17 protein-coding genes are annotated in these 17,699 nt (G+C 45.4%); 12 read left to right on the top strand and 5 right to left on the bottom strand.

Translation table 11 applies throughout. From position 1 onward, the window contains the following. The first annotated feature begins 143 nt into the window (after positions 1-143). From NFU07_RS13945 to NFU07_RS13915, 7 genes are read left to right on the top strand one after another with little or no spacing between them, the layout of a single operon-like run. Positions 144-2,258, top strand: coding sequence for a BglG family transcription antiterminator (locus NFU07_RS13945; RefSeq protein ID WP_251479095.1), 2,115 nt, complete (start codon positions 144-146; stop codon positions 2,256-2,258). Positions 2,259-2,291: 33 nt separating this feature from the next. Continuing rightward, positions 2,292-2,729: a PTS sugar transporter subunit IIA gene (locus NFU07_RS13940; RefSeq protein ID WP_251479093.1), complete on the top strand. Its 438-nt coding sequence runs from the start codon at positions 2,292-2,294 to the stop codon at positions 2,727-2,729. A 1-nt stretch (position 2,730) separates the two neighbouring features. Continuing rightward, positions 2,731-3,000, top strand: a complete 270-nt coding sequence (locus NFU07_RS13935; protein WP_235198259.1) for a PTS sugar transporter subunit IIB — start codon at positions 2,731-2,733, stop codon at positions 2,998-3,000. Between the two features lie 46 nt (positions 3,001-3,046). Then, the gene (locus tag NFU07_RS13930; protein ID WP_251479091.1) at positions 3,047-4,342 is read left to right on the top strand and encodes a PTS ascorbate transporter subunit IIC; all 1,296 of its coding nucleotides are present in this window, start codon (positions 3,047-3,049) and stop codon (positions 4,340-4,342) included. Positions 4,343-4,376: 34 nt separating this feature from the next. After that, entirely contained in the window at positions 4,377-5,369 is a 993-nt protein-coding gene (locus NFU07_RS13925; RefSeq protein ID WP_251479089.1) for a phosphotriesterase family protein, read from the top strand. A gap of 13 nt (positions 5,370-5,382) precedes the next feature. After that, positions 5,383-6,117 (top strand): creatininase family protein, encoded by a 735-nt coding sequence (locus NFU07_RS13920; protein WP_251479087.1) that lies wholly within the window; start codon positions 5,383-5,385, stop codon positions 6,115-6,117. Positions 6,118-6,150: 33 nt separating this feature from the next. Next, on the top strand, positions 6,151-6,885 hold the full coding sequence (locus tag NFU07_RS13915) for an SIS domain-containing protein (protein ID WP_251479085.1): 735 nt from the start codon (positions 6,151-6,153) through the stop codon (positions 6,883-6,885). A gap of 47 nt (positions 6,886-6,932) precedes the next feature. Here the strand turns inward: NFU07_RS13915 and NFU07_RS13910 are convergent, their stop codons facing one another. Then, positions 6,933-7,259 carry a four-helix bundle copper-binding protein gene (locus NFU07_RS13910; RefSeq protein WP_251479084.1) on the bottom strand — a complete coding sequence of 109 codons (327 nt, stop codon included), beginning with the start codon at positions 7,257-7,259 and terminating at the stop codon, positions 6,933-6,935. Positions 7,260-7,532: 273 nt separating this feature from the next. On the opposite strand from NFU07_RS13910, the gene NFU07_RS13905 reads away from it, so the two are divergent. The 3 genes from NFU07_RS13905 (at position 7,533) to NFU07_RS13895 (ending at position 9,947) form a co-directional block, all read left to right on the top strand. Beyond that, positions 7,533-8,078, top strand: coding sequence for a GNAT family N-acetyltransferase (locus NFU07_RS13905; protein WP_251479083.1), 546 nt, complete (start codon positions 7,533-7,535; stop codon positions 8,076-8,078). Positions 8,079-8,196: 118 nt separating this feature from the next. Beyond that, on the top strand, positions 8,197-8,922 hold the full coding sequence (locus NFU07_RS13900) for an ABC transporter ATP-binding protein (RefSeq protein ID WP_251479082.1): 726 nt from the start codon (positions 8,197-8,199) through the stop codon (positions 8,920-8,922). Beyond that, entirely contained in the window at positions 8,919-9,947 is a 1,029-nt protein-coding gene (locus tag NFU07_RS13895; RefSeq protein ID WP_251479081.1) for an ABC transporter permease, read from the top strand. The genes NFU07_RS13900 and NFU07_RS13895 overlap by 4 nt, the downstream gene beginning before the upstream one ends. 57 nt (positions 9,948-10,004) lie before the next feature. Here the strand turns inward: NFU07_RS13895 and NFU07_RS13890 are convergent, their stop codons facing one another. The 4 genes from NFU07_RS13890 to NFU07_RS13875 all read right to left on the bottom strand — a co-directional run bounded on the left by NFU07_RS13890 (position 10,005) and on the right by NFU07_RS13875 (position 13,804). Beyond that, the gene (locus NFU07_RS13890; RefSeq protein WP_251479079.1) at positions 10,005-11,360 is read right to left on the bottom strand and encodes a tripartite tricarboxylate transporter permease; all 1,356 of its coding nucleotides are present in this window, start codon (positions 11,358-11,360) and stop codon (positions 10,005-10,007) included. Then, entirely contained in the window at positions 11,357-11,779 is a 423-nt protein-coding gene (locus NFU07_RS13885; protein ID WP_246809713.1) for a hypothetical protein, read from the bottom strand. Before NFU07_RS13885 ends, NFU07_RS13890 begins: the two co-directional genes overlap by 4 nt. A 1-nt stretch (position 11,780) precedes the next feature. Beyond that, a complete protein-coding gene (locus NFU07_RS13880; protein ID WP_251479077.1) occupies positions 11,781-13,046 on the bottom strand; it encodes a hydroxymethylglutaryl-CoA reductase, degradative in 1,266 nt (421 codons plus the stop codon). Between the two features lie 185 nt (positions 13,047-13,231). Further along, positions 13,232-13,804, bottom strand: a complete 573-nt coding sequence (locus tag NFU07_RS13875) for a helix-turn-helix domain-containing protein (RefSeq protein WP_251479075.1) — start codon at positions 13,802-13,804, stop codon at positions 13,232-13,234. A gap of 98 nt (positions 13,805-13,902) precedes the next feature. Between NFU07_RS13875 and NFU07_RS13870 the strand changes: the two genes are divergently transcribed. Then, positions 13,903-14,661: a class I SAM-dependent methyltransferase gene (locus NFU07_RS13870; RefSeq protein ID WP_251479073.1), complete on the top strand. Its 759-nt coding sequence runs from the start codon at positions 13,903-13,905 to the stop codon at positions 14,659-14,661. Between the two features lie 213 nt (positions 14,662-14,874). Then, complete coding sequence (locus NFU07_RS13865; RefSeq protein ID WP_251479071.1) at positions 14,875-17,643, top strand: sensor domain-containing phosphodiesterase; 2,769 nt, start codon at positions 14,875-14,877, stop codon at positions 17,641-17,643. Positions 17,644-17,699 lie beyond the last annotated feature (56 nt).

Here is a 17,699-nt window from a genome sequence, read left to right as displayed (position 1 = left end):
ATCCTTACAGTCCAATTTTGCACAAACGGAAAGGGCGACATTTGGTCTCTACATAAACAGGAGAAGAAGTTAGAATAGAAGTAATTAATAATTCTGAACAAAAAGCGGGATCGGTATTGAACTTTAAGGAAGGAGGTAAAATCATGGCCTTGGATCAGCGAAGCACCGCGATATTGGCATATTTATCTCAATCACCGAGTTATGTCACACCTCAAGAACTCATGGAAAAGTTTAAAATCTCCAAGCGCACAGCCTACTACGATATTGAAAAAATCAATGGGTGGCTAGAAGAAAATAAACTGCCGCGCATTGAACATATCCGTTCAGCTGGATTTCATCTCAAGAAAGAAACAGCTGAGGAAATACCGGAACGGTTGAACCACATGCCGAAATGGCATTATGAGTACTCGCCTAAAGAACGGAAAGCGTGGCTGGCATTGTACTTGATGGCAAGGAGCCAGGCCTTGTATCTCGAAAATTTAATGGAAAAGGTTAGGGTCAGCCGCAACACGGTGATTGAAGACCTGAAAGAGCTGAAGAAAGAATTGCAGAACTTCGAATTGGAATTGCAATTTGAAAGAGCAGGAGGCTATCAGATCAAAGGAAAAGAAGAAGACAAACGGAAAGTGATTGTCTACTACCTCCAGCAATTATTGCCAAAGCAAAGCTGGCAATCCTTGCTGCTTCAACTTCCGATTTTATTCAATGAACAGCAGGAAGAAATGGATCCGTTCATTTTCGAGAAAATGAAAGCGATCAAAGAAATTGCGATAGAAAGCGAAAAAGAATTGAACATCCGCTACACCGATGATTTCTTGCATAGCCTTACGCTCAGGCTATTGTTGTTCGGCAAAAGGCTGACAAGCGGCAAGGAAATTGTAGTGGATCCAATCGAAAAAGAGGTATTGCGCAAGACAAATGAATACCGGGCAGCGCAAGGGATAGCGGGAAAGTTATCAAAGCTGTTTGAAATCGCCTTTCCGGAAGATGAAGTTTTCTACATCACGAAGCATTTGCTGAGTTCGAGAATCCAATTCGCAGCCAGCCTTTTTGAAAATAACAGCCGGCATCTGATGAAAGTGCTGGCGGAGACCGTTTCCCATATGGTTTCGGATTTTCAACGATACGCCTGTATTTTCTTTGAAAATCGCGATGAAGTCGAGAATGGCCTTTTCTTGCACATAAAGTCTGCTTATTACCGCGTACTGTATGGATTAGAAGTCGATAGCCACTTAGCGAATTCCATCCAGGAAAAGTATCCAGATACATTCCGGATCACCAAAAAAATAATCGATCATCTTCAGAACATTACCGGCAAAAAGGTCAATGATGAAGAAATTGCGTTAATCGCAATCCATTTCGGGGGATGGCTGGAAAAAATGGGGAAAAAGCCGGTCAGCCGGAAATCGGTTTTGCTCGTATGCAATAACGGAATTGGAACATCCCGATTGCTCCAGCATCAGCTGGAAGGGTTATTTTCAACAGTGGACGTCGTCGATTGTGTTTCGCTGCGGGATTTCGAAAACAATTCCTATGAAGTGGATTTTGTCATTTCGACCATTCCGCTTGAAGAAAAAGGAAAACCGGTATTTGTGGTCAGCCCCATCCTGACAGAAATTGAAAAAGAGAAGCTGCTCAAAAAAGTAAATGCATTTATTGGTGTAAAGCCGGTGAAGGCGCATTCGGTTGAAGCGCTGTTATCGATCATTGAGAGCCATGCAGATATCCGAGACCGGAAAAACCTGCAAAGGGGATTGCGTGAGTACCTATATCAGAATCCAACATCTTCCCGCAAGGAAGAAAAGCCGAATTTGAGCAACTTGCTGAAGATTCAGCACATCCAAACGCTGGAAAGTGTATCGGATTGGCGAAAAGCCATTCAAATCGCAGCCGCTCCTCTCGTTGAAAATCGTTTCATCGAAACTGATTATGTCGATGCCATGATTGACGTTCTGGATAAAACCGGACCGTACGTAGTCGTTTCTCCACTGATCGCGATCCCGCATGCAAGACCACAAGACGGGGTCAATCAGTTGGGTATGAGCCTGCTGCAGCTGAAAAACAGCATCTCTTTCTCGGAAAAAGGAACCCATCCCGTGAAATTGCTCATTGTGCTTGCAGCGGTGGACGGTGACAGCCACTTGAAAGCTCTCGGAGAACTGACAAAAATATTGAACGATAAAAAGTTGAAGGACCAGCTTATCGCTGCAGAATCAGCCGAAAAAATCTATGAATTGATCCAGATGCATGCACAATGATGGATTGGATCTTACACAGAAAGGGTTATGGATATGAAATTCCTTGAAGAAAAACTAGTGGCGCTGGATATTCCTGCAGAGACGCCGGAAGCTGCTATTAAAGCTGCAGGCGACTTGTTGGTTGCAGGAAATTTGGTCGAATCGGGATATGTCGAAGCGATGGTCGAATCGTACCGGAAAAACGGGCCGTATTTTGTCCTTGCACCGCAAATCGCTTTGCCGCATGCAAGGCCGGAAGATGGAGTAAAAGAAGCATCAGTCGCTTTTGTCCGGCTAAAAGACCCGGTTGTTTTTGGCAGTGCAGCGAACGATCCGGTTTCCTTGGTCTTCGCTCTCGGAGCATCAACGAGTGATGAGCATTTACTGGTGATGAAGGAATTGGTCATGTTATTGAACAATCCGGAAAAAGTTGAGCGCTTAAAAAATATTAACAGCTACGAAGAACTTAAAATCGTGTTAGGGAGGAATTAAAATGAAAATTTTATGTGTATGCGGATTGGGTCAAGGAACGAGTTTGATTTTGCGAATGAACGTTGAGCAAGCTTTGGGAGAGAAAGGAATTATGGCTGACGTGGAACACATTGATTTGTCGTCGGCTACCAGCATGAGCGCAGATTACATCATCACAAGCAACGAACTGGCAGAAAGCTTACAAGACCACCCAGCGAAAGTGATTATCGTCAATAATTACTTTGATATGGACGAGATCAATGCAGCGATAGAAAACAACATACCTGCATAAAAAGAGAGCCACTTCTATTTTAATCAGATAAAGGGGATGAATGAGAATGGATGCTATTTTTTGGATTTCAAATAACGTGTTTGGCACACCGGCCATTTTGCTCGGCATCATCGTATTGATCGGGTTGCTGCTGCAGAAGAAAACAGCGAGCCAGCGAGTAAGCGGGACCTTTAAAGCCATCATCGGCTTTTTGATCATCAGTGCCGGCGCAAATATTATCGTCGGGGCTTTGACCGTCTTTGAACCGCTTTGGAAAGAAGTGTTCAATTTATCCGGGGAAACCTTGGGAGAGTATATGGGGCAAGAACTCTTCAACTCCGAATACGGCAGTGCGGTCACACTAGCGATGACCATCGGTTTCTTGATCAATGTCTTGCTCGCCCGGTTCACTCGCCTGAAATACATTTATTTGACAGGGCATATGATGTTCTGGACCACCACGATTTTTGCCGGGATTGCGGTTCACGCTGCGCCGGATGTCTCTTTCTTTAAACTGGTCATTTTCCTTTCGGTGATCATGGGGATTTATTGGACTGTCCAGCCGGCTTTGGTTCAGCCTTTCGTCCGGAAAATTGTGGGCAACGACAATATCGCCCTAGGCCATACTTCGGCATCCGTCGGTTTGCTTGCAGCTTTCGGCGGAAAGCTTTGGGGCAATAAAGAAAATGATTCAGAAAAGATCAAACTGCCGAAAGGCCTTGAATTCTTAAGAGATTCAAACGTAATCACGGCACTTACAATGGGGTTACTATTCTTAACGGGTGCTATTATCATTTCGTTTAAAGATACACCGGGCGCAGCAGAACTAGTTGCGAGTTCCGGCAATCAAAGCTTCATTGTCTATGCCATTATCCAGTCGTTCACGTTCACAGCCGGGATTGCGGTCGTATTGACGGGTGTCCGGATGTTCATCGGTGAAATTGTTCCGGCATTTAAAGGAATTGCGACGAAAATCGTGCCAGGTGCAAGACCGGCACTAGACAACCCGATCCTTTTCCCATATGCACCGAATGCGGTTATTTTAGGATTCCTTGGATCGTTCGTAGGGGCTTTGCTTTGGTTGGTGGTATTAGGAAATACGGTCGGCTACATTTTTGTGCCGACGATGATCGTGCTCTTCTTCCACTCTGCCACTGCGGGAGTTTTCGGGAACTTAACAGGCGGCGTTAGAGGAGCAGTCATGGGCGGTTTCGTCACGGCAACGGTTGTCGCTTGGGGGCAATACATTACAGTGAAAATGCTTTTATCCGATACGATTCCGGATACAGCGATGTGGGCAGCCGATTCGGATATGTTCATCCTCGGGCCAATCATCCGATTGCTGGCGCAACTGCTATTATAAGAAAATCACAAACTGAGGGAATGGAGGGCGAAATATGAGTTTTATCCGTACGCTTCGCGGCGATATCACACCGGAAGAACTGGGTTTTACTTATTCCCACGAACACATTGTCTGCCGCCCGGCTTACTGGGCAGAACGGGAAGCCGATGATTTGCTGCTGGATGATAAAGAAAAGTCCAAGCTGGATGTAGCGGATTTCAAGAATTACGGCGGACATTCAATTGTCGATGCAACCGCGATCGATTACGGCCGGGACGTCGAAGCGGTAAAGGAAATATCAGAGGAGCTGGATGTCCATATTGTGGGCACTGCCGGATTCAACAAAAGCTTCCTATGGGATGCGTCTATCAAAGATAGCTTAAAACCGATCCTTGGCGATTACCGGACGTATAACGACTGGATTGAAGCCAAAAGCATCAATGAACTCACGGAGTTTGTCATCGGGGAAGTCGAAGAAGGACTGGAAGGCACGCCCTATAAAGCGGGGCAAGTGAAATTCGGCACCGGCTATAACCGGATCACGCCGCTTGAAGAAAAAACCTTGCGTGCTGTTGCAAGGGCGCATCTGGAAACAAAAGCGCCTTTGCATTCCCATACAGAAGCGGGAACAATGGGGCTTGAACAGATCGAATTGCTGAAGTCAGAAGGCGTCAACCTGTCGTTCATGAGTTTTGGCCATATGGACCGGAACCCTGACCCTTATTACCACGAGCAAATTGCCAGCACCGGCGCGTACCTCAGCTTTGACGGCATCGCGAAAATCAAATATGCGCCTGAAAGTACACGGATTGCCTGTATATTGGAGCTCGTGAAAAAGGGGTATGAAAACCAGATTTTAGTGAGCGGGGATACGGCACGGAAAAGCTATTATAAACATTACGATTACGGGCTTGGCCTGGAGTACATTATCGCGAAATGGGTGCCTCGGTTTGTGGATGACGCAAACAAGCAAGGCTATGATGGAGAAGCGCTTGTAAAAAAATTCTTTATTGAAAATCCTGCACGCTGTTTTACATTTAATCGGTAGGAGGCGGAAGGCTTTGAATTTCCAACAGGAAAATTCGTTTGAAGTGAAAGAAAAAATTATAGCCAGTAAAGTCGCGATATTGCCGATTGGCGCAGTCGAAGCCCACGGACCCCATTTGCCACTGGGTACGGATAATTATTTAGCTGAACGCCTGGCAGCGCGGGTGGCGGAAAGAACGGGCGCATTCGTTTTGCCGACGATGCCTTACGGGCAAGTCTGGAGCTTGAAGAATTTCCCCGGCAGCATCAATGTCAGCAACGAATCCTTGATTGGGCTGCTAGTCGATATCGGCACGAGCTTGCATCATCAAGGGTTTCAAGTGTTCGCAATGATCAATGGGCATTTGGGAAATGCCGTAGCTTTAAAAGAAGCGGCAAGGAAATTGGCTGAAACTGTGCCGGGCTTGAAAGTTCTTTATTTATTTTATCCGGGCGTGAAAGAAGCGACAGAACGCGTCCGCGAAACACCGTCCTCGCATTCAAGCTATTTTCATGCGTGCGAAATTGAAACCTCGTACATGCTGTATTTAGCGGATGAATATGTGGACATGTCAAAAGCCATCACCGACATCCCAACAATTCCGATGATGGCAGATGTGACGCCGACTCCATGGGAAGAATTTACGAAGACAGCAGTACTCGGGGATGCGAAACTCGCGACAAAAGAAAAAGGGCAACAGATTATTGAAGTGGCGATTTCAAATATGGTCCGGTTGATAGAAGAGGCGCAAGTGAATGCGAATGTGTAAGATTGAATGGAGAAGTTGAGGAGCTGATGTGAAATGTTAAGTGCTTATTTCGAACGCGCCAAAGAAAGGCTCGAGTTAGTCGAAAAAAATGAAAGCGAACGGTTAAAGCAAGCCGCGCAGAAAGTGGCGGATGTCATTCAAGCAGGCGGCATCATCCAATTATTCGGCTGCGGGCATTCGCATATTTTGACCGAAGAAGTTTTCTACCGGGCAGGCGGCCTTGTGCCGATCAAGCCGATTTTTGTAGAACCGCTCATGCTGCATGAAGGAGCTGTCCGGTCTTCGCAATTGGAACGGAAAAACGGATTTGCCGATACGTTCCTGGAGGACCAGGATTTCAGGCCGGAAGATGTCGTCTTTGTCTTGTCCACATCAGGCCGCAACCCCGTGCCGGTGGATGTAGCAGAAGCCGCTCGAAAAAAAGGGGCTTTTGTCATTGGGATCACTTCCAAGGAATATTCGCAAAGCCAAACTTCGCGCCATGTGAGCGGAAATTATTTATTCGACTCGGTGGATCTTGTCATTGATAATTATTCAGTTGTGGGCGATGCCGTATTGAACTACGACAAAGTCAAAGTTCCATTCGGGCCGACTTCTACGGTTGTCGGTGCAGTCATCTTGAATGCCATCTTCGCTGAAGCGATCCAGCTGATGGCAGATAGCGGCTTTGAACCACCGATTTTCCTTAGCGGAAATGTTGACGGAGCTGACAAGCACAACCAGCTGTTGATTGATCAGTACCGGGAACGGATTGAATTATTGAGATAAACTAAAACCCCGAACCTTTTGCAGGTTCGGGGTTTTAGAATGGGCGCTTACGCAACACTGCGGCAAGCTTCAGCGCATTTGAAGCAAGCTTCCGCACATCTTTGGCAATGGTCGTGGTCATGTTTCTGGCATTCTGTTCCGCATGCTTCGCAAATTGTCGCGCATACTGCCGCCAGTTCAGCAACGAAAGGCGAATTGCGGGTAATCGCATGTTCTAAGTATGCACAGATATCTGCGCATTCCCGGTCCAGCCGAATGCAAGGGACCATCATTTTTACGTCTTCTTCTTGCAAGCAAGCATCGAAGCAATGGTTGCAAGCAGCGGCGCAGTCGTGCAGCGCCTTGATCAATTCTGCATGTTGTTCGTGTGCCATAGTGAAAACCTCCATTTTTGTATTTTGGGATTCAGTTTGTAGATTTCCCTTTTGAAGCAGCTTTAAACGAAAATCAGTTGAAATAGGCTGGACGCAAATAAACAGGCTCTGAACGCAAATAAAAAAATTTAAGCGCAAATAAACTGGCGATGAACGCAAATAAAAAACTTTGAACGCAAATAAACGGAGGTTAAGCGCAAATAAAAAATATCCCCCTTCAAGCTAAGCATTATGCTAAGATATAGAATAATCCAAAAAGGGGAGAGATTTTCCATGTTTATACATAAGATTGATGAAGACTTATCGCTGAAAGTAGTGGAAATGCGGGATGCCGAACGAATTTTCGAGCTGACCGACAATTCACGGGAACATTTGAAAGCATGGCTGCCATGGCTCGACTTCACTACGGAATTAAAGGATACACAAGACTTCATTAAATCCGGCAGCAGCAATTTTATCGAAGGGAAGAGCCTAAACACCGCGATTCTCTTTAAAGGCGAAATTGTCGGAGTGGCGGGTTTCAATAATATCAACCCGGCGAATAAAACCGCTTATATCGGCTACTGGATCGGCAAAGACTACCAAGGGCACGGCATCATGACGCGGGCGGCAAAAGCATTGACGGATTATGCTTTTGCGGAATTGAAGCTTAATAAAGTGGAAATCCGGGCAGCTGTTGGAAATGCGAAAAGCCGCAGCATTCCGGAACGCCTTGGCTATGTGCAGGAAGGGACAATCCGGCAAGCAGAATGGCTATATGACCATTATGTCGACCATGTCGTCTACGGCGTATTGGCTGAAGAATGGAATAAAGAATAACAGGGATAACGGCTCTCACAAAGCCGTTATTTTTTATTTAAAAAAGATACTAGAAAAATCTGAAAAGAGTAGAATGAAGATACATAAACCACTCATCTTTAGAAATGGGGTGCTTCTGGTGTCCATTGAAATTGATGTGAAAGGAGTCAGCAAAAGCTACGGAAAAGCAAAGGTGCTGCAAGACATTGATCTCCAAATTCAACAAGGGCAGATTTACGGGTTGATAGGACCATCAGGTTCGGGAAAGACAACACTCGTCAAATTGATCGTCGGCATTGATTCTGCAGATGAAGGAAGTGTAGAGGTATTCGGCAAAAAGATGCCGAATCTGGACTTGCTCAAGGACATCGGCTACATGGCTCAATCAGATGCGCTGTATCTTGAACTCACGGGATATGAAAATCTGGCTTTTTTCGCCTCGCTTTATCCAATGAAAAAAACAGAAATGAAAAAGCGGATTGCGTATGCCGCAGAACTCGTCAAATTGACAGACGAGCTGAAAAAGAAAGTGTCGGCTTATTCCGGCGGGATGAAGCGCCGGTTGTCGCTCGCCATAGCTCTTGTCCATGATCCGAAGATCTTGATTTTGGACGAACCGACAGTGGGCATCGATCCAGAGCTAAGGCTATCCATCTGGAATGAATTGATGTATCTGAAAAATGAGCATGAAAAAACCATCTTAATCACGACCCACGTAATGGACGAAGCAGAGAAATGTGATATTGTCGCAATGGTCCGAAACGGTGCACTCATCAAAAGCGGTTCACCTGCTGACTTAAAAGCGGCATACGGCGCCAGTCAATTGGAACAAGTCTTTTTGCAGGCGGGGAGGGAGCAGTCATGAGAGTTCAAGCGCTTATAAAACGCATCATCAAACAGATGCTGCGCGACAAAAGAACCTTGGCGCTATTGTTTTTTGCTCCTCTCATTGTTCTGACGCTGATGTATTTCTTCTTTAACGGGAATGGCAATGAAGCGGAGATGGGAATCGTCGATGTCGACAAGCGGCTGGTCGCTTTGCTGGAAGAACGCGATATCCACATAGAATATGTTGAAGCCGCAGATTCGCAAACCGTTATTGAAGCAGAGCTCGATGGATTATTGGCAGGTGAAAACGATGCGCTGAAACTGACTTTATTGAATGACGACCCGTCCGTTGCGAGAGCGATTTTGGTACAAGTGAACCAGGCGCTTCTCATGCAAAATGCTGCAATTGGCGGGAATGCGCCGTCCTTGGAAACCGACTATATTTACGGCAGAGAAGACACCGAATTTTTCGATGTCCTGAGCCCCGTGCTGATCGGATTTTTCGTCTTTTTCTTCGTGTTTCTGATCTCCGGAATCGGTCTTTTGAAAGAACGGACGTCCGGAACCCTTGAACGGCTCATGGCGACACCCATCCGCAGATGGGAATTGGTAGCCGCTTATTTAGCGGGATTCGGCTTATTCGCCATCATTCAAACGGTTATTGTCGTAAGCTTTTCGGTCGTTATACTGGATGTTGTTTTAGTAGGCTCTATCTGGCATGTTATATTGACCAACCTGCTATTGGCACTCGTCGCTTTATCGCTCGGAACCTTATTGTCTTCTTTCGCTTCATCAGAGTTCCAAATGGTGCAATTCATCCCGGTTGTCGTCATCCCGCAAATTTTCTTCGCCGGTATTTTTCCGGTAGAAGGCATGGCGGAATGGCTGCAGGGAATCGGGCAAATCATGCCCATCTATTACGCAGCGGATGCACTGAAAAGCGTGATGTACAAAGGGCTAGGTCTCGTTGACATTAGCCGCGACTTGTTGGCATTATGTATTTTTGCTCTTGTGTTCATCGTGTTAAATGTTTTTGCGCTTAAAAAGCACCGGAAATTATAAGCGGATAGGAAAAGGACTTGCGGCACCCAAGAAAGCGGGTGCTGCAAGTCCTTTGTTTTAAATTCCGAATAAAGTCAAGATAATCCAAGAAGAGGCATAGAACACCATGAACTGGACTCCTGCACCAATGCCGAGTATGCGATTCAATAATCCGCCGACTGCAGCTACGGTGAAGGTCAAAACAATTCCGACGAGCTGGGCTTCGTGGAAGGCAAGAAGGCAAGCAAGACCGATGAACATGGCTACGATTGCTTCTTGGCTGACAAATTTCAATACAATGACTGAAGCTTTTCGTGCGTAGTTCATGGAGAACGGATAAGCGATCAACGAAGCGATGATCAACCCGATTGCTCCATACAAGAAAAAGTCCCAAGAAGTCATATACGTATGCAAGTTATTGATCGGATCTACTGTAAAGACCGGCGGCGCATTGAATAACGGCGAACCTGGGCCCAATGCTACAGGACTTAGCGGGATGCCGAATGCAATCAATGGAATGATGACTTCAGCGATATAAGTAGATTCCGTAACTCCGTTCATAACAGTCAAACTGGTAGTGGATTTCTTATAGGCACCTTTTGTCCGGGAACCGACGATTTCACCCATCAACGCCGTCATCCCTACTGGACTGAACACAAAAGTCAGTGATGAAATGAAAGTTGTAATGGAAGTGAAAATTTGCTGTCTGCCTGTCAAAATCTTAAACGGATTCGGGAAATAGCCTTTCCAAGATTTTGTCTCAGGAGCCAGATGGTATTCTTTCGGCCGATCTCGTTCGATCGACTTTTTCGCGCTCGAAGAAGTTGCGAACAGAAGATCCGCAAAGATCGGCCCGATTGCAATTCCGAGGAAGAAACTGATCGACAAGTGCTTATCTAAAACCGTAAAACTCAATAAGTCCAAACTTTTAATAAAGAACGCAAATGGAATGATCATTAATACGCTGACCCATTTCCCTTTAGAGAAATAAGCGATTAAAATAGCGGCTAATGTAAAGATGATACCGGTAGAAGATTTGAAGAAATCAGCAAATTGGCCTAAAAACTGACCAAGCAATACCGCTGTCGGCAATGCGATAAAAGCACCGATAATCCCGCCTGAAATCATTTTGCGGAGGGCGATATGCGGCATTCCCATTCTTCGAAGCGTCGTGGCATGATCCAGTAAAGGAACAGCTGTCGTATCTCCTGGAATTCCCATTAATGCTGTTGGAACAGCATGTGTTAAATGTTTTGCGAGAACTGCCGCCATGAAAAAGGAAAAAACGGCAGCCGGCGGAGCACCGAGCAAGATGACTAATAGGGTAAGTGGCACCATGATGGCTGTCTCGTCTGTACCGGATATAAGCCCGATTAATGAAAATACAATTGCGCCAAGCAAGGCAAATAGCATAGCTGTTAGGAGTAAGCTCATTTTTTCGATTCGCCTCCAATGCTGCGGAAGCTTTCCAGAACGCCTAATTCTTCGAGTTCCTTGCGCGTAATCGGATCATTTTCAATCAATGCCCATTCCTCTTCGGGATCTAGCTGCAGGTCTTCGAAAACTTCCCGCATGCTTTCAGAAGAAGTTTCTTCCTCCACTAAAATCCGTTGAGGCTTGAAAAGCGCAGAACAGAGCAGAAGCGAGATGACACTGCCGCCAATGCCAATTAATAGGGAATAGGAAGGCACCATACTTTCGCTGGCAAACGAAGGCAGCAGCCAGAGTCCAAGATTGTATCCGCCTAGACTAATGGCAACGCTGATTATAATCGCAAACAATAGCTGATTGGGCTTGATCGTATCGCCCAAAATTTCTAAATAGGATTTAGTTTCTTTTACAGGCTGTGCCAACTTATTCACCTCTTTGAATGGATTGCGTAATCTCCAGGATACGGTCATATCGTAGATCTTTTTCTTGAACCGCTTGAGCGACAATACGGTCGATGTCAGCCGTATCGGCTCCTGCCATGACTGCTAAGTTTCTTGCATGAAGCGACATATGGCCGCGCTGAATTCCTTCAGCTGATAAAGCGCGAAGACTTGCGGCATTTTCGGCAAGGCCGACTGCTGCGATGCAGCCCGCTAATTCTTCGGCTGATGAAATATCCATGATTTTCAATGCTGCTTGCGCAACAGGATGTGTTTTAGTCGCTCCACCGATAATACCGACAGCCATTGGCAATTCGATTGATCCAGAAAGGTTGCCGTCTTTATCAATTTCCCATTTCGTCAATGATTTGTAGCGTCCTGAGACAGAAGCATATGCATGGGCACCAGCTTCAACGGCGCGCGTATCATTGCCGGTAGCAAGTACGACGGCAGAAATGCCATTCATTACTCCTTTGTTATGAGTAGCTGCACGATATGGATCGGCATCAGCAAACTCGAAAGCGCTTACAATGTTTTCCACTACTTCTTTCCCGCCCATAGCTTCAGCCGAGAAGACAGCGCGGGCTCTTGCCAAGCGGCGATCTGCCAGATTTGAAATGATTTTGCAGACGACTCTTCCGCCCGTAATGCTTTCGATTGTCGGTGCGACGAATTCCGCCATCGTGTTGACTGCATTTGCGCCCATGGCGTCTTTTGTATCCACAATCAGGTGAATAACCAGCATCATGTGATTAGTTGTAGGAATAATATGAACCTCTAAATCGATGGCCCCGCCGCCAAATGAAACCAATGTCGGATCTTTTTCATTGCATAAATCAAGAAGTTCTTGTTTGTGCTCAAAGATTTTCGCACGGGCTGCAAAAGGGTCGGCAATATCCAGCACTTGAATTTGGCCACGCATAATTGTGCCGCTGAGTGATGTGAAAAAACCGCCTTCGTTGTATGCTGCTCTGGCCGCATTGCTAGCTGCGGCTACAACAGAGGGCTCCTCTGTAGCCATCGGAATGAATTTATCTTGTCCATTTATTTTAAAGTTTGCTGCAATTCCAACCGGGATAGCAATTTGGCCGATTACATTCTCAATCATGGCATCTGCTAAATCCATGGACATAGCTTGTTCCCCAGATAGGTAGGAAAGTTCCTTTTCTGTTAATCCCCGTTCTTTCGTGACAATCTCCCGTCTTTCTTCAACAGAAAGCTTATAAAAGCCAGAAATTCTGCTAGACATGTGTTCCACCCCTTACTTTGTATATTCATATTCAACTTAGTTGAATATGAATATACAAAGGTTACATTAAAAACAAATGCTTGTAAATACCAAAAAACTTTATTTTCGGAAAACTAAATAGTTGGTCTAAATGAGAAAATAAAAAGCCAGCCCAGAAAATAAGGCTGGTAAAGCAGAGGAGTTATTTAGATAAAGACACTTAGTACTTTGGCTTCCCCTTCTTCATCGTTTAAGAAAATGTGCGGAACGCTTCCATCAAAATAAGCGCTATCGCCTTCAGTCAGAACATGCAATTGACCGTCATAAGAGAGCTTGATAGAACCAGACAGTACATAGATGAATTCATCTTCCATATGAGTAAAAGGCTCGACGTGTTCCGCCTCAGGGAGGACGGTAATAATCACAGGTTCAATTTTGCTGAAATGCGGACGGTTGGCTAACGCTTCATACATATAGCCGATTTCAGCATTTCCCATTTTTAAAGAACGGCTGGATTTTTTGACAATGGATAACTGCTTTTCTGAATTGGATTCCAAAAACCAGGATAGAGGGGCTTCCAGGACCTGAGCAATTTTGGATAATGTCGCAATTGCGGGAGAGGCTTGGCCATTTTCAATTTTGGAAATATGGCTTTTCGTCAAATTGCATAATTCTGCTAAGTCCTGCTGCGTATAAGATTTTGTTAAGCGGGCTTCTTTCACCCTTTTACCGAGTAACTCAAGATGAATAATAATCTCCTCCAGTAGTTGAAGTTTCATATGGATTGAAAATAAGTCCGTTACGTCTCAGTATATCTAATTTTTCCTCTGAATTCCTGTTAAACTTACTTTACTAGGGGAAATAGGAGGGGAACACAATGTTCGCATATTACAGCAGTTTATCTTCAGAAGTGTACGATTTGGATAAGCCGATTGGCCACTCATTCGGAGACGTAGAATATTATACAGAGCGATTAAAAGGATGTAAGGGGCCGATCCTGGAGCCGGCAACGGGCACGGGAAGGATTCTGATTCCTTTGCTTGAACAAGGATTTCAGGTTGAAGGTTTTGATATCTCAACAGAAATGCTGGAGCATTGCAAACGGAATTGCGCAGAGAGAGGACTCGCGCCGAAACTGTCGATTGAACGGATGGAAGCGTTCAAAACGGATACACGCTACGAAGCCATTATTATTCCGACAGGCACTTTCCTTTTACTGCATGAGCGGGAATCGTCTATCCGGGCGCTGCAGAATTTTTACGATCATTTACAAGATGGCGGCCGGCTGATCGTCGATTTGATTTTTGAAACGGATATGGAGCTTGGAAAAGTTTCCGAACGGTTTTGGGAAAGCCCGAACGGCGACGTACTGACAGTCGAGCATCGAAAAGTGAAAATCGATTGGATCCATCAATATTCTGTAGCGCATAACCGCTATGAACGATGGAGAGACGGGAAACTTGTGGAAAGTGAATTGGAACGGATGCCGATCCGCTGGTACGGGGTAGAAGAATTCAAGGCAGTTCTTGAAAAAATCGGATTCACGGGCATTACCGTGTCAGCTAATTACCAATATGGTGAAAAACCGACAAACGGCAATCAACTGCTAAGCTTTGAAGCAATAGCAAATAAATGAGAAAACAGGCTAGGAACAGAGGTTCCAGCCTGTTTTTTGTCGTATTTTGTAGAAAATAAGGGATTTTAACTTCTAAAAAAACACTTATTAATGGTAGTATAGGCTTATCTGCTCTGTTACAAATGAGTGGGATGTTATAAGATTTTTACACTAAATGATAAAAAATACAGCAGAGAAATAACAGATTAGCTTAATGGATTGGAGCATGAATAAATGCAGAGAGAACAGACGCGTTATTCGCGGCTTGCACATATAACGAAGATGATCAATACCAAATTAGAGCTCCGGGAATTGCTGGAGCATGTAGTCACGGCTATTTCAGAAGAAATTGTCCAGTGTGATTCTGTCGGAATTTATTTGCCGGAAGAGAACGGCGATTTTAGAGGCTTCGTTGGGAAGCCAAAATACATCAACGGCATGACGCTGGATATGCACGTGGTCGATATGGAATATGACCGCTTGGCAAAAGAAGTGGTGGAAACGAAGAAATCGATTTACATACCGGATACATCTGTCGACAACCGGCCGGATCCGCGGGCCGTTGCAGGATTCCAGATTAAATCGCTTTTGGGCCTTCCAATTATGTATGAAGATGAATTGTACGGCCTCGTGTTTTTGTTCGACTACGGCATTCCGATGAATTTGACGGAAGAAGAAATTCAGTCGGTTGAGGCGTACGTCAATATGGCAGGCGTAGCCATTCGCAACGCCAAAAACATGAACCGAAAAGAAAACCTGTTGAATGAAAAGCAGCTATTGCTGGATTTCACGCGCGAATTGTCGATGTGCGCCACGATGCCGGAAGTGTTGGATAAATGCTTTTCTTACGTGGGCACGGTGCTGAACAATTCAAATGTCGGTGTGCATTTGCTGGATCCGTCTGTCGAAGAGAAAATCAAGCCGGCAAATCTGAGCAAGAACAGCGATTGGACAGAAGAAGAGTGGCTGGAAACGCATGAAAAAGCGAAAATGGATGCTTCGAGTGACCCTGTTTTCCTGGAAGTAGTCCGGACCAAAAAGCCCCTGCTTATCCCGAATGTCCATGAAGATGACCGGCCGAACCACGAAATTTGCAAGAACTTCGGCATTAAAGGCATGTTCATGATTCCCCTTGTTTCAATGGGGAAAGTGCTCGGGGCTTTGGCAATCGTAGAATTAGAAGCTGAGCGATTGTATTTCCGGGAAGCGGATATCCAGCTTGCCCAATCGATTGCAGACGCAACAGCTGCTACCTTGTCAAATTTGATTTATATGGAAAAGCAGGAAATGCTCATTGAAACGAGAACATCTGAACTCACGTTGAAGAACTTGGAGTTGGAGCGGGTAGTCGGAGAATTGGGGAATCTGAGCCGCGAAAAAGAATTGATCTTGAATTCTGCCGGAGAAGGGATTTTCGGTTTGGATCTTCACGGCCATATCACATTCTGCAACCCGGCAAGCGAATCGATGCTCGGCTACATGCCCGGAGAATTGATCGGAAAACGAGTCACAGCGATTTTCGGCCATTATGAAAAGACGCTTTCTGACGGTTCCTATTCCACTCAAAACGAACAATTCATTAAAAAGGACCAATCCAATTTAGCTGTGGAATATGTGATTTCCTCAATCAACGAAGGCGATAAGCGGATCGGGGAAGTCGTCACATTTAAAGACATTACAGAACGCCAGAAACTGGAAGAAGAAATCAAGCATCTAGCCTATTACGACAGTTTAACCGATTTGCCGAACCGTGTTTTATTGAACGACCAGTTGAAGAAATGGCTGTCGGAAGCGGAAGAAAGCGGCAAAAAACTGGCACTCATGTATTTGGATTTGGACCGTTTCAAAATGATCAACGACAGTCTTGGCCATAGTTACGGCGATATATTGCTCAAAGAAACCGCAACGCGCTTGAGAACCAATATCCCAGACTGTGCACTTGTATCACGGCAAGGCGGAGATGAATTCATGATCATCTTGCCGGAAATGGCCGCTAAAAAAGACATCTATCCGATTTTAAAGCAAGTCATCGAGTCGTTTACCGCGCCTTTCTCATTGAAGGAAAACGAAATCTATATCAAGGCAAGCATCGGCATCAGCATGTATCCGGAAGATGGTGAGACCGCGGAAGAACTGATTAAAAATGCGGATTCTGCCATGTATAAATCGAAAGAGATGTCCGGATCGTATTTCCACTTTTTCAAGAGCGAAATGAACAATCGCAACTTGGAGAGCATCTACATCGAGAATTCCTTGTATAAAGCTTTGGACCTTGAAGAAATGGCGATCTACTACCAGCCGCAAATCGATGGGCGCACCCAAACAATCACCGGAGCAGAAGCGCTTCTCAGATGGAACCATTCGAAACTTGGCATGATTTCGCCGGTCGACTTTATTCCGCTCGCAGAAGAGACAGGCTTGATCGTCCCAATCGGCAAATGGGTATTGGAAAATGCCTGCAAACAGCTGAAGCAGTGGAAGAGAGATGGGCATGATCAACTAACGATGTCAGTTAACCTGTCGGGACGCCAGTTTGAAGAAGCAGACCTTGTGCCGATGATCCAAGAGATTTTGGAGGACTTGGAGCTGGATCCAAGCTGCCTGCATATCGAATTGACCGAGAACCAGATCATCAAGAATACGGAAGTGGCGATCGAGAAGATGAAGCAATTGAAAGAGCTCGGCGTCAAAATTTCCATCGATGATTTCGGGACGGGCTATTCGTCCCTTGGCTATTTGAAGGATTTCCCGTTGGACACGTTGAAAATTGACCGTTCGTTCATCATGGACGTGACGGAAAATGCAGCGGATGCGGCGATTACAAATACGATCATCACGCTGGCCCAAAACTTGAACTTGAGCGTCGTTGCTGAAGGTGTGGAAACGGCTGAACAATTAGCCTTCCTGCTTTCAAAAGACTGCCACATCATGCAAGGCTTCTATTTCAGCCGGCCGATTGAAGCGGCAGCGCTTGAAGAAAAGTACTTGATGAAGAACAAATAATAAGAATTTGTTCCGCTCACTGCCTCCAGTAATTGAAGGCGGTGAGTTTTTTATTT

It is taken from the genome of Planococcus sp. NCCP-2050 (genome assembly GCF_023708025.1).
Lineage (GTDB): Bacteria > Bacillota > Bacilli > Bacillales_A > Planococcaceae > Planococcus.
This window is presented reverse-complemented; position numbering and strand designations above follow the sequence as displayed.

What these genes read in the sequence shown, in the direction of transcription:
- NFU07_RS13945 (WP_251479095.1), top strand. Translation starts at nt 144, where the DNA reads ATGGCCTTGGATCAGCGAAGCACCGCGATATTGGCATATTTATCTCAA.
- NFU07_RS13940 (WP_251479093.1), top strand. Translation starts at nt 2,292, where the DNA reads ATGAAATTCCTTGAAGAAAAACTAGTGGCGCTGGATATTCCTGCAGAG.
- NFU07_RS13935 (WP_235198259.1), top strand. Translation starts at nt 2,731, where the DNA reads ATGAAAATTTTATGTGTATGCGGATTGGGTCAAGGAACGAGTTTGATT.
- NFU07_RS13930 (WP_251479091.1), top strand. Translation starts at nt 3,047, where the DNA reads ATGGATGCTATTTTTTGGATTTCAAATAACGTGTTTGGCACACCGGCC.
- NFU07_RS13925 (WP_251479089.1), top strand. Translation starts at nt 4,377, where the DNA reads ATGAGTTTTATCCGTACGCTTCGCGGCGATATCACACCGGAAGAACTG.
- NFU07_RS13915 (WP_251479085.1), top strand. Translation starts at nt 6,151, where the DNA reads ATGTTAAGTGCTTATTTCGAACGCGCCAAAGAAAGGCTCGAGTTAGTC.
- NFU07_RS13910 (WP_251479084.1), bottom strand. Translation starts at nt 7,259, where the DNA reads ATGGCACACGAACAACATGCAGAATTGATCAAGGCGCTGCACGACTGC.
- NFU07_RS13905 (WP_251479083.1), top strand. Translation starts at nt 7,533, where the DNA reads ATGTTTATACATAAGATTGATGAAGACTTATCGCTGAAAGTAGTGGAA.
- NFU07_RS13895 (WP_251479081.1), top strand. Translation starts at nt 8,919, where the DNA reads ATGAGAGTTCAAGCGCTTATAAAACGCATCATCAAACAGATGCTGCGC.
- NFU07_RS13890 (WP_251479079.1), bottom strand. Translation starts at nt 11,360, where the DNA reads ATGAGCTTACTCCTAACAGCTATGCTATTTGCCTTGCTTGGCGCAATT.
- NFU07_RS13880 (WP_251479077.1), bottom strand. Translation starts at nt 13,046, where the DNA reads ATGTCTAGCAGAATTTCTGGCTTTTATAAGCTTTCTGTTGAAGAAAGA.
- NFU07_RS13875 (WP_251479075.1), bottom strand. Translation starts at nt 13,804, where the DNA reads ATGAAACTTCAACTACTGGAGGAGATTATTATTCATCTTGAGTTACTC.
- NFU07_RS13870 (WP_251479073.1), top strand. Translation starts at nt 13,903, where the DNA reads ATGTTCGCATATTACAGCAGTTTATCTTCAGAAGTGTACGATTTGGAT.
- NFU07_RS13865 (WP_251479071.1), top strand. Translation starts at nt 14,875, where the DNA reads ATGCAGAGAGAACAGACGCGTTATTCGCGGCTTGCACATATAACGAAG.